This window comes from Leptolyngbya sp. GGD, from assembly GCF_026735145.1.
In the GTDB taxonomy this organism is placed as follows: domain Bacteria; phylum Cyanobacteriota; class Cyanobacteriia; order Leptolyngbyales; family Leptolyngbyaceae; genus Leptolyngbya; species Leptolyngbya boryana.
In genome coordinates this window covers 1,785,850-1,798,814 of record NZ_JAPQKE010000001.1, presented here as the reverse complement: position 1 = coordinate 1,798,814, position 12,965 = coordinate 1,785,850, and the positions used below count along the sequence as shown (strand labels likewise).

Genomic DNA, 12,965 nt, shown 5'->3' with positions numbered 1-12,965 from the left:
AACCTCGTGCAAAAGACCTAGCTCTTTGCGGATAAACGAGAGGGTTGAACCGAACCGTGTGAAGCTGCTGCTGGAATTCGCAAAGCCTTGAGCGATGCATAATAGCGATCGGCTTCACGGCGTTTGTTGGAAGCTTTAGCATTTTGATGGTTAACCCAAGCTCTTTGAATCAAGCAAAAGCTTGCATGTGAATAAATCCATGCCCCAAAATGCAGCCAGGATAAGAACCAAGGCACACGTTTACCGATTGGAGTTACGATCGCAAGCCCGCCACAGGGTAAATTTCTGGTGTGGCGAATGTAGCTCTGCGTTTGGTAAGTCTGCATCCAAACTTGAACCATTCTTGGAACCATCTCGATCGCGCTGCCGCGTCCCGGACAGGATCGATTGCTGGCAACACCAAAAATAAACGTTTGTCCAAGCCAGTTTTTAGCTTGCCAGCGCTGCCAATTGTATTGAAGCGCATCTTTGCCAAAGATATCAGTTCGACGGTGATAGTTTACGTAATTGAGGCTGTATAGACAGGTACTATCATTGCTAGGTCTTGTCGATCGCGTGAATAACGGATATAGACGCAATGCCTCATAAAAAGCAAGTGCAAACTCGTCCAGATCAGTCGGCATTGAGGCATGTTTTGCGAGAGCAATCACCGTATGTGCAAAGCCCTCGCTCAGTTCATCCACACTCGAAACAATGAGTGCAAAGATCACCTCATGAATGTTAGTAAAAGTTTCCTGCAACTCTATTTCCTGCAACTCTAATTGAGGGTTGAGTCCTAGCTTCACAGCATCAGCCACTAATGCGATCGCATTTCGCCTAGATTTTATATCAACTGTTTCCCTGTTCTTGACGACCATCAAGATGTTATGAGCCGCTTTGACTACAAGATCGGGGTTAGGGCAGGCTCTAGCAAAAAACGCAAACCAAACTTCATCCAAGACCGCACCAAAAGCAGAATCTCGAATCGAGCAAACAGGATAAGCTGGTGGATTCGATGCCCAGTAAGCTTTGAGGCGATTTTCAAACCCCTGTTTACAGTTGCTCTCAAGGACTTTAGAAACCTGTTTTGCTAGCGAAGAAATCGCTTCAAACTGAGGATCTTCTGAATCAATGTTTTCTAGAAAACGATGACCAACGGGAGACATGGAATAGAAAAGGCGATTTTGCCGAGGATCTTTCGATCGATTCATCGCAGATTTAGACAGATACACATTCACAATGTCCTTGACAGGACATTGTGTTAAATCCTTTACTTCCATAAGTGCTGTCGTGTCGTTAGGGATAAGACTGTTGAAGCAATCCAATCGATCGAACTGCTTCCATTGCTTCTGACGTTAGAGATCGCTTCACGTTGCAACGAAACTATAGCCTGAGTGCTTTAGCCTCTAGAGCAGCAGTAGAAAATGACGGTAGAAAATTGCTATTTAAGCCCCCTATACTCACTTGAACGAAGTGAGCTATCGAATAGGCTTGATTTAGGTAGATACACTATGTAGTTATAGAAACTTTCTAGCATTAGTCTTCAGACTTTGTAAAGCCTGAAGACTATTAGGACACTTAGTATGTGATACCGCAAAGTAGAATAATAACAATCACATCAGGCTTGCCCTTGAAGAGGCAAAAAATGTTTCTCTAAAAGGTTAAATTAAAGACGCAAGCTATTAAACAATGGTACAAATCGAGGAGAATACTGATTCGTTTTTGTAAGAAAAGAAACAATTATTTCGGCAGAAAATCAGCAATTATAGTGACTGTTGTTGACTATACATCCACTGGGGTAAATTACCTTGTAAAAACTGCTCTTCTTCGGGGGTTGATTGTCGATTTAATGCGCGATTACGATGTGGAAATCTGCCGAAGTGCTGAATGACTTTATGGTGTTGTTGTGCTTCAGGATTAACTTGAGCGAGTTGCTGCTTGACCTTCTCACTCAACCAGTTCTGAGTCAGTACTTCTTGGGCAAACTGCTGACTTAAGTGCAGAGAGCGTTCCTGAGTTTCTTTGTTTTCTGAATGGCTCAGGCAAATGAGAACCATAAATTGATGACTCAGACAAATCGGAGAAGCTAAGCCCATGTCACCCAGAGGGGTAGATTCGAGAAAACGATTCGCCCAAAAAAGTGCTTGCTCATCAAAAGCAAATGCTTTTGCAGTTCGCCGAAAGCAACCTCTAGTAATTTGATCGTAGAGGATTACTCTGGCGAGTTGTCCCTCAAGTGTATCCGTCCAGGTTTCTGTCTCCGGCGATACTGAATCCCACAGGGATTGCTGTATATCGTCTTCTTTGCCCCCAAACCAACGATCGAAGGAGTCGTTTAGATTCGGTAACTGAGCAAGAACGGCATTCGAGGGACAGTATTCAAACCAGTAGTTCAGAACTTGATGCATTGATGTAGGCTGGTTCATGTTCTACCTGCTTGAACTATTGGGGTTAAATTGTACCTTGAACGCTTCCCCTTCAGGAGCATAGTGATTGAGTTGTGTTCCTTGGTTGGGTCTGGATTTCGACTTCACTCAACTCACACATCCCTCGGATTTTGAGCGTTGAGCAAAGTCGAAATGCAATGACTCAATCGTTTCCCTCGTGAAAAACCAATGTTACTCTACTTGACTAATCCAGCTTTCAGTTGATTCTTTGCTTCTGTCAAAGCTTCGGATAACTTACTTGCATCTCGTCCACCTGCTTGTGCAAGATTTGGACGACCGCCGCCACCGCCACCGCAGATTTTCGCGATCGCGCCGACTAATTTTCCAGCTTGCATTCCCTGCTTGACAACAGCCGGACTAAAGGCAGCCACAAAGCTGACTTTTCCGGCTTCTGGGACAGATCCTAAAACGACTGCTCCTTCACCCATCTTCTGCAACAATTGCTCGGCTGCTTTTTGTAAAGAAGCGGGATCAACAGCTTCTAACTGAGAAACGAGCACTTTAAAGTCACCAACCGTTTCAACTTCAGCCAGAAGTTGATCAGCTTTGGCGATCGCTAATTGTCCCTTGACAGCTTCGAGTTGCTTCTGAGTGTTTTTAAGCTCGGTTTGTAAGGCAGTAATGCGATCGGGAATCTCTTCAGGCTTCGACTTAAAGCGATCGCTCAAATCTTTGACCACACTGTCTCGAACATTCAAATATTCCAGTACCGATGCTCCAGAGATTGCTTCAATTCGACGAATCCCCGCTGCAACGCCTGTTTCAGACACGACTTTGAAGAGTCCAATTTCAGCGGTGTTCGCAACGTGAGTTCCGCCACAAAGTTCCATTGAAACGCCAGGAAAATCGATGACACGAACTTCATCGCCATACTTTTCACCAAACATTGCGATCGCACCTTTTGCTTTAGCATCGGCAATCGGCATGACTGCAATCTCAGCTTGATGACCTTCTGCAATCCAGGTATTGATCTGTTCTTCAATTTGCTGAATTTGCTCTGAGGTGAGTGGCTTGGAATAGTTGAAATCGAATCTTAAGCGATCGAAGTCTACTAGCGATCCAGCTTGAGAAATGCCTTCATCGACAATCTTCCGCAGTGCCGCTTGAAGTAGGTGCGTTGCAGAGTGATTTGCAGCCGCTCGACGACGACACGAGAGATCAATTTGCGCCGTGACTTTATCGCCAGATCGAACTGTGCCACGCTCGACTCGTCCAAAGTGAACAAAGAAAGCCGATTCTTTTTTCACATCTTCGACTCGAATCACCAGATCCTCGCCAGAGAGATAACCGCGATCGCCAATCTGTCCGCCCGATTCTGCATAGAACGGAGTCTGATTTAAGATCACCTGAACGTCTGTACCCGCTTCGACTCGATCAACAGGTTCACCATTGACTAACAAGAGTTGAATTTCAGCTTGAGTAGAAGGTTGCTTGTAGCCTAGAAACTCAGTGCCTTGTAAGTTTTCAGCTAAGGTATCTAAGGTTCCTTGAACGGTTAAATCAATGGTTTTGTGAGCATCGCGACCGCGTTGGCGTTGGGCTTGCATTTCAGCTTCAAAGCCTTTCATATCGACCGTTAAGCCTTTCTCGATCGCGACTTCTTCTGTGAGTTCCACCGGGAAGCCGTAAGTATCGTATAGCTCAAACGCATCTTTGCCAGAGATTTGCTTGGTTTCTCGGTTCAGAATTTCTTCGAGTAGTTTTTCGCCGCGATCGAGCGTTTTACGGAACCGTTCTTCTTCGATCTTGAGTTCCGATTTCACAACCGTTTCTTTCATCCGGACATTCGGATAAGCCGATTCAGAAAGCGCGATCGCAGTTTCGGCAACATCAGTTGTAAAATCTCGATCAATGCCGATCAATCGCCCTTGTCGAACGACCCGCCGGATTAATCGCCGCAGCACATAGCCCCGCCCTTCATTCGATGCCGTGATGCCGTCTGCAATCATATGCACGACTGCTCGAATGTGATCCCCAATGACTTTGAGCGAGACTTTTGTTGATTCATCTGCGGTTGAGTAGTCAATGCCAGCGATCTTTGCGGCAGTTTGAACGATCGGGAAAATCAAATCCGTTTCGTAGTTGTTCGGCACTTTCTGCAAAATCTGTGCCATCCGCTCTAAGCCCATTCCAGTATCAATGTTCTTATGCTGGAGTGGCGTTAAGTTTCCATCAATGTCCTGGTTATATTGCATGAAAACCAGGTTGTAATACTCAATAAATCGAGAGTCGTCTTCGAGATCGATGTGGTCGTCTCCCAATTCTGGATGAAAGTCGTAATATAACTCTGAGCAAGGACCACAGGGTCCTGTGGGTCCTGAATTCCAGAAATTATCTTTCGCACCCATGCGCTGAATCCGGTGAGCGGGAATTCCGACTTCATCTCGCCAGATTGCAAAGGCTTCGTCGTCTTCCTCAAACACGCTGACGACAATCCGCTCCGGAGGCAAGCCGAACGTTTTCGTTGATAACTCCCATGCCCAAGCGATCGCTTGCGACTTGAAGTAATCTCCAAAGCTAAAGTTTCCCAACATCTCAAAGAAGGTGTGATGTCGAGCCGTCCGTCCGACATTCTCAATATCATTTGTCCGAATACACTTTTGAGAGGTCGTTGCCCGCGGAAATTCCGATTTTTGCTGACCCAGAAAAATCGGTTTGAAGGGAAGCATTCCCGCGATCGTTAACAGAACGGTTGGATCTTCAGGCACAAGCGACGCACTAGGCAACGGTTGATGTCCGCGCTGTGCAAAGAAATCAAGAAATGTTTGCCGAATTTGAGCGCCGCTGAGAGGAGTAGCCATTGAAGTCCAAAAAATTGATAAGTGCGATATTTATCTTATCTTGCCGCAGGTTGATTGACTTGATTAGCAATCTAGGGAAACTGGCAGCCAGGTTAACGATCGCCTTCTTCCCGTTTCTCCGAATGCTGCAATGTCAATAAATCTAGACATGCCAGTGCGATCGCAATTCGTTCATAGAATCGTCAGTTCTGGGCTTTGTGGTTCGCAATCAGAATGATTCAAAAGACCCAACGTTCTGCCAGTCTTCAGGAATCCCTTGTGATAGTAAAGCGTCAACGCGATCGCAGTAAAGCTGAGCCATACGATCGTCAGGATGAATGCTAAGCACCTGCTCGAAACAAGTTTTAGCTTCTGTCAAGGCGCGATCTTGGTAGTAAGCAATCCCCTGCTGAAACTGAGGTAAAGTCCGGAGTTTTAGCGTTCGCATTGCTTCGACTTCAGCATTCAAGATCTCATACACAGAAATCGGCTCAGTCCGTCCTTTCACGATCGTATTGGCTAGAAAGCGAACGTCATACGCTTCAGGATTGCTCAATTGTTCGAGCGTTTGCCCAGTGATTAGGAGAGCACTGCCATAAACTTTCGTCAGACCTTCTAATCGAGACGTGAGATTAACATTGTCAGAGAAAGCATCTCCTTGAATGCGGTTACTTTCCCCAACCATACCGAGCATCATATGCCCAACGTGAATTCCAATGCCAATCCGGATAGGGCGATCGCCTCTTGCTAAACGCTGTTGGTTATATTCCCAAACGCGCTGATGCTTGGCAATTCCAGCAGCGATCGCATCATCGGCTCCATCCGGAAAAACTGCCATCATGCCATCGCCTAAGAACTTGACGATAATGCCATAGTGATTGCGAATTTCAGGGCTGACTCGTTTGAGGTAAGCATTGATAAAGTCAAAGTTTTCGCGGGGAGACATGTTCTCAGAAATCGTCGTAAAAGAACGAATGTCACTAAACATCACTGCCATTGTTTTACTGACAAAGTCGCCCAACTGAACATCAATCACACTATCTTTTCGCAGAAATTGTAGATACTCCTCTGGAAAAAATCGAGCTAGAGAATCCTTTAATCGCTCCAGTTCAGCCTCTCGAACTTTCACCGTTTTGACCATCTGGGTGAAAACGCGTGCCAGTTGTCCTAGCTCATCTTGTCGATCGACTACTTCATCTAACTGCTTTGCCTCGAACTGATTTTGCTCCACAGCAAAAGCTGCGTCCGTAATTTTATTCACTTGTTCAATATAAAGTGCCTGTTCCTCATTTTCCTGGCGGAGTAGCGCCTCTGCCTCTTCGCGTTTGAGCAAGTTGGTGTAAGCTCTAGAGTGATAGCGGATTCGAGCCAGAAGTTCAACGCGATCGGGCAATTTAACCAGATAATCGTTTGCCCCGTACTCAAAAGCTTGAGCTTTAATCACAGGATCTTCCTTGCTCGATAAAACAATTAAGGGAATCTGATGAGTCGGTGCATCTGACGATCGTAAAAGTCGAACGAGCAACAGCCCTTCTATTTGGGGCATGACGAGATCTTGGAGAATCACAGTCGGACGGCAAGTTTGCACCACTTTTAATGTTTGCAGTGGATTATTGCAGTAGTGAAAGCTGATATCGGGTTCTGAAGCAAGCATCTGCTGCACTGCTTCTGCGATGATGGTTTGGTCGTCAATGAGTAAGACTGTAATCGGCTCGTTCATAGGACATCACGAATGTTTTGCAGTTAAGTGGCGAGCAATTTCTGTTGGAGTCCAAACTTCTGATGCGGCATGTAGCTCGATCGCCGCTTTTGGCATCCCATACACAACGCTACTCGCTTCATCTTGAGCGATCGTGTACCAACCTTGTTGCTGAAGCAGGCTTAATCCCTCGGCTCCATCACGCCCCATTCCAGTCAATAGAATTGCGGTTCCAGGCGGTCGCCAGTACTGTGCCAAACTCTTAAACAGAACATTCACAGAGGGACGGTAAGGATAGTAAAGCGGTTCTTTCACATAAGCTAAAGTGCGATTTGACTGCATCGCTAAATGATCATCCGTACAAGCAACAAAGGCTGTGGCGCTCGTCAATCGATCTCCGGTCATAGCTTTTTTTACCGTCAGTGCTGTTTGATCATTCAGCCAATCGATCAAGCCTTCGGCAAACTGTGCATCAATATGCTGAACAATCAGAATGGCTGCATCAAAGCTAGCGGGTAGGGGAGCCAGAATCGTTGCTAGAGCTTTAGGACCACCTGTCGATGCACCGATCGCTATTAGATCAGGCGCAGTAGAAACAGACGGCATAAAAGACCGAGTCGGAGTTGTGCGAATCATAGTAGAAGGGTGAGCAGATTTGCAGATCAGTTTCTCGATCGTTGAAATTTTCCGAAGCAGGGCTTGCGTCATTTCGGGATCGCCGGAACTGCCGAGAATCGGCGTATTCACGACATCTAGCGCACCATAACTCATCGCCTCAAATACTTTTGCTGCGCTCTGTTTCATGTCGGCAGTCACAACCAAAATCGCACAGGGAGCTTTCTGCATGATCTGCTGAGTTGCTTCAACGCCATCCATCACAGGCATGAACAAATCCATTAAAATCAGGTCAGGGGTGTCCTGAATACATTTCGCGATCGCTTCTGCCCCATTCTTTGCAATCCAAACGACTTGATAGTCCGCGACAGAGAGTAGAACTCGCCGCATCGCCTCAATCGCAATCACCATATCGTTTACAATTGCAATTCTCATCTCTTCTACTCGCCAATTAGGTCAGTAACCGCTCGAATCAACGTATCGTCATGAAAGCTATTTTTAGTCAGATAGTAATCTGCCCCTGCTTCTAATCCTTGAATTCGATCGTCTTCGCGATCTCGATAAGACACAACAATCACCGGAATTGCGTGAAACCGGGAATGTTGTTTAATCGCTTTGATCAACTCAATGCCATTCATTCGCGGCATATCAATATCACTAATCACGAGATCATAAGGGTAAGACCTGACCGCATTCCATCCTTCCATACCATCGACTGCAATATCGACGACATAGCCATGATTTTGAAGTAGCTTCCGTTCGAGTTCTCGCACGGTGATCGAATCATCAACGACTAAGACTCGTTTTGCATTCTGCTGATGTTGCAGCGATCGGGGTTCGCTGACTTTTGCAAGGCGCGTATTTTGTAAGAGTCGATTGGTGGAGCGAATGAGGTCAGACACATCTAGAATCAGCACAAGAGAACCATCATTCATCAATGCTGCTGCACTCACATCCTGAACTTTTCCGAGTCGCGGATCAAGCGGACGCACAACCAGTTCTTTCTCTCCCAAACAGCGATCGACGATCAAACCATAAGTAGCAGATTGATCACTGAGCATCACCACCCAATAGCGTTCAGAAGTGCCCGTTGGACGAGATAAATCTAGTACCTGGTAGAGCGGAATTAGTCCAATATTATTCTGATCAAAGGTGAAGTATTGACGATTTTCAGCCGTAAAGATCTCAGACTGTTCTACTGTGACAATCTGATCAATGCGCGACAATGGAAATGCATAGACTTCTCCTGCGACATCGACGAGTAAAGTTCGGACAACTGAGAGGGTCAGCGGCAACTGAAAGTAAAACCCTGTTCCTTTGCCTGGCTGAGAAGTCACCCGCACTGTTCCGCCGACTTCCTGCGCCATACTTTTAACAATATCGAGTCCAACGCCTCGACCGGATAGTTCAGTCACTTGTTCTGATAGAGAGAACCCAGGTAGAAATAGGAATTCCATCAATTCGCTGTGACTCAGTTTTGCGGCTATCTCTGGAGCTACAAGCTGTCGGGCAATGATTGCTTGCCGCAATTTCTGAGTATCAATTCCTATTCCATCATCCGTAATTGCGATCGCGAGCATTCCACCCCGATGAGCGGCTTCGATCTGGATCGTTCCTTCAGCAGATTTGCCTGCTGCAACGCGCGTTTCAGGGGACTCAATTCCATGATCGATCGCATTGCGTAAGATGTGCGTGATCGGGGCTTCTAGTCTGGCGAGAATATCACGATCGACCGAAGTTGTTTGACCGATAATTTCTAGTTTGACCTGTTTATTGAGACTACGAGCTAGGTCACGTACCATCCGCGGAAAGTTTTGCATTCCTTCTTCAAAGGGTCGCATATGAGAAGTAATGACTTCCTGGTAAAGACGCTCGGATAAATTGGTGGTACGACGAATAAAGTCTTCGAGTTCTGATAAGCGATCGCTGAGGAGATTTCGGCATTGCTGCTCCTGCTGGCGAACTGTTTCAAATAACGCTTGAGTCACTTTATCCGACATCGCATTTACATGCGGCTCTAAGGTTTCTAGAGTCGTTGAGAGTTCAATTTGTCGCGATCGTACCTGCCTCAAGCTATCCGCAAAAGCAGGTAAAGCATTTGCCTCAATCAGCGATTCTCCTGCCAGTCCCATCATACGAGTCAGATTATCTGCACTCACCCGCACAACTCGCTGAGAAGAGGGAGCACTATCCTGAGTTGATGAGTCAGACGAGTTCAGTTCTTTGCCATTTTGAATCGGAGAAAGCTGATTCAGGTTGAGACTCTGCGGCGGCGATGCTATCGGGAGTAAGGCAACATCAGAGACTTGTGCGGGGGATTGTCGTAGGGTTTGAATGCTCGATTGTACAGCCGCGATCGCGGCTTGGTGGTGCTCGATCCAGTTCGGTAAGTCCTGATCACTGACTTGGCTAAGATACTGCAAGAGATCAACACCACTCAACAATGAATCAACTAGTTCAGCAGTCAGGATTAAGCTACGATTCTGAGCCGCGACAAAGCAATCTTCCATCGTATGAGCTAAACCGACTGCCGCATCAATGCCGACAATGCGCGCTGCACCCTTAATCGAGTGAGCCGCACGCATTAATGCTTCTAAAGGTTGGGTCACTGTCGGATTTGCTTCTAAGGTCAGTAACTCTTGATTGAGGGTTTTGGCTTGTTCTTCAACCTCTAAACGAAACAGATCCATCATCTGGGAATCAATCAGAGCAAGAGAAACATTGCTTCGAGTCCGGGAATCTGGAGTAAGAGTTAAGGAATCTGTTGTCGGACTTGCCTGAATTTCTACGATCGCTTGCTGGTGATTTGCAATCCAATTGTGACGCTCTGAGTCCTCTAATAAGCTCATTTCAAGTAGCCAATCTGCTGATTGAATCAAGCGATCGCACTCTATACTGTCCAAACGCTTTTCAGGCTGAATGATTTTCAATCGGCTCTGCATCGCTTCAGAGAGCGTAACAGCTGCTTCTACTTCGACAATCTGCGCTAACCCATGCACCGTTTCTAAAGCATGAAGTGCATCTTGGATCTCATTTGCAGACGGAGACTGATGCTCAAACAGCATAAAATTCTGCTTCAGGCGAGTGACCTGAACCTTCACTTCTTGGCGAAATAGTTCTAGCATCGAGTAGTCGGACATAGGTTTAGAGTAACCGACGATCAAGAGTATCGAGCAGAGAATCAATCTCCAGATAATTGACCTTTCCGTTAGTCCAGTCAATCATCCCTGCGGTATAGGCTTGGCTTGCTTTGGCAATCACAACAGGTGGATCTCGCAGTTCAGATGGATCAAATCGATGCACACAATACACTTCGTCTACTGGAAAGACCCAAAGCGGTCTGTGCTGCCCGACGACCATCATTCGCTTTAAATTCAAACGACTATAAGTTGGATCAATCGGCATTTCAACTTGGAGAAACTGACTTAATGAGACACAGGGCAAAATTTCGCCTCGACAATTGACTAATCCCAGAAATAGGTCATTGCTGCGATGCGGCAGCGTGTGAATGGGGATAGGACGAATAACCTCTTGTAAAAGACACACAGGTAAGGCAAAACGCTCACTCCCAAGACGAAAAATCATCGCAGATAGAGTTTGTCGAACCTGGCTGATTTCAAGCAGATCGGATTGTGATCTGGAAAGCTGCGATTCGAGCGGCTGTGCCAGCGTTTGTGTCCATTCTTGCAGGTAATCGAATGGAATTTCACGATCGAGTAAGCTACGTCCGCCTGCGCTGTACATCGGACAGTTTCGACAATGCTGCACGTTCTCTAGGCGTTCACAAGAGCGATCGCCTTCAACACCAATCTGATTCCAGCAGTTCTCGATCGTCATTACACTTTGAATTGAGAAATTTCTCGTTGTAGTCCCTGCGCTGCATCATCAAGCTGAGTCAGCGCATTATTCGTCTCTTGAAGGGATTGCATTGTTTGCAAGTGAGCATCACTCAATTGAGCGATCGCGATACTAATTTGCTCGGCACCATGATACTGCTCATCCATACGCTGAGTAATCGTTGCAAACTGGGGCGCAAGTCCTTGGACTTCTTGAATAAAGCTCGCAATCTGGTGGCTAATGTCTCCGACTTCATAGACATACTGCGTCACCTCGCGGCTAAATCGATCCATTTCCATCACTCCCGAAGACACAGACGTTTGCATCCCTTTGACCATCTGCTCAATTTCTAAGGTTGCTAAAGCAGATTGATCCGCCAAACGACGAATCTCTCTCGCCACGACCGCAAATCCTGCTCCGTATTCTCCTGCTTTTTCCGCTTCGATCGCTGCATTCAGCGAGAGTAAATTCGTCTGATCCGCGACTTTTGTAATCGTGGTGACGACATTGTTAATACTGTTTGCTTTTTCATCCATCACTTTGAGTTTGGACGCGATCGACTGCGTGGCACTGACTAAGCCTTGCATCGCTGTTTGAATTTTGTTGAGATTGTCCTGGCTACTTGAGGCAGCTTGAGTAGTCGCTTGAGCAATGTCTTCGACATCATTCATCGCTTTTGCGAGTTCTCCACTGGTCGCTGCAATCTGACGAGACGTTGCTTTGACTTCATGCATTGAGGCAACTTGTTCATTGACTGTCGCTTCAAGCTGTCTGCCTGCTGCTGCGATTTGTGTCGTCGAAGTACTGATTTGAATTCCCGATCGCTGGGATTGTCTAATCAGACTATTGAGGCTTTTGGTCATGCCCTCAAAGGCTCTCAGCAATCGTCCAATTTCAGTTGAGTCGGTGCTGTGGGGAATCGATTGAGTCAGATCACCTTGCGCGATCGCAGTCGCTGCATCGACAACGGGAGGAAGCTGTCGCCGCAAGGGTAACGTTGTTGCTAAGGCAGCCACTAAAGTTGCTAAAAAGGTCAGTCCAGTTCCAATCACAATCAACCTAAGGAGACCATTTTGTGCATCTTGAACTGCTTGATTGTTGCGATCGAGTTGAGTTTGGAGTTCTTGCACAACGCGATCGCGCTGAGCAACTGCATCGACAATTCGAGATTTTCGGACTGCTGCTCTTGCTTGGGGGATCTGTTTTTCATCCACAAGCTGAAACACCGTTTGTAAGGCTCGATCATAGTTCTCACCTGATTGAGTCAAGCTGATGACGTCGGGTCGGGTTTGAGCATCTGCGACCGTGGCTGCATTTCTGGCATTTTCTGCAAACGATCGACGCGCATCCTCATAAGCATTGGTCGCAGTCTGATCGCCCGGAAAAATCACATAAGCGCGAGCATGACCAATCATCCGATTCAGCCCATCGACTAAGCCGTTGACGTTGCGGATTTGCCGCTCGATGCGATTGCTTTCCTGCTGAAGTTGAAAAGTGCGTGTGGTTGAGCCATACACGATCGCACTCAATCCCAACAAAGCGAGAAGCGGGATAGAATAACCGAGTAAAATGCGATTTGTGCTGTTGTTCCACATGGATCGAATCATT

8 protein-coding genes are annotated in these 12,965 nt (G+C 46.6%); all 8 read right to left on the bottom strand.

Annotated elements, in window-relative coordinates:
* Nucleotides 1-17: 17 nt before the first annotated feature.
* Complete coding sequence (locus OU814_RS08410) at nt 18-1,259, bottom strand: hypothetical protein (protein ID WP_268181884.1); 1,242 nt, start codon at nt 1,257-1,259, stop codon at nt 18-20.
* Between the two features lie 483 nt (nt 1,260-1,742).
* Nucleotides 1,743-2,405 (bottom strand): DUF924 family protein, encoded by a 663-nt coding sequence (locus OU814_RS08405; RefSeq protein WP_268181882.1) that lies wholly within the window; start codon nt 2,403-2,405, stop codon nt 1,743-1,745.
* A gap of 197 nt (nt 2,406-2,602) precedes the next feature.
* Entirely contained in the window at nt 2,603-5,227 is a 2,625-nt protein-coding gene (gene alaS, locus OU814_RS08400) for an alanine--tRNA ligase (RefSeq protein WP_268181880.1), read from the bottom strand.
* 208 nt (nt 5,228-5,435) lie between these two features.
* On the bottom strand, nt 5,436-6,926 hold the full coding sequence (locus tag OU814_RS08395; RefSeq protein ID WP_268181878.1) for a response regulator: 1,491 nt from the start codon (nt 6,924-6,926) through the stop codon (nt 5,436-5,438).
* 6 nt (nt 6,927-6,932) lie between these two features.
* Nucleotides 6,933-7,955, bottom strand: a complete 1,023-nt coding sequence (locus tag OU814_RS08390) for a chemotaxis response regulator protein-glutamate methylesterase (protein ID WP_268181876.1) — start codon at nt 7,953-7,955, stop codon at nt 6,933-6,935.
* A gap of 5 nt (nt 7,956-7,960) precedes the next feature.
* Entirely contained in the window at nt 7,961-10,660 is a 2,700-nt protein-coding gene (locus OU814_RS08385; protein WP_268181874.1) for a hybrid sensor histidine kinase/response regulator, read from the bottom strand.
* Nucleotides 10,661-10,664: 4 nt separating this feature from the next.
* Nucleotides 10,665-11,357 carry a chemotaxis protein CheW gene (locus OU814_RS08380; protein ID WP_268181872.1) on the bottom strand — a complete coding sequence of 231 codons (693 nt, stop codon included), beginning with the start codon at nt 11,355-11,357 and terminating at the stop codon, nt 10,665-10,667.
* Complete coding sequence (locus OU814_RS08375; RefSeq protein ID WP_017289352.1) at nt 11,357-12,964, bottom strand: methyl-accepting chemotaxis protein; 1,608 nt, start codon at nt 12,962-12,964, stop codon at nt 11,357-11,359. Before OU814_RS08375 ends, OU814_RS08380 begins: the two co-directional genes overlap by 1 nt.
* Nucleotide 12,965: the final 1 nt, after the last annotated feature.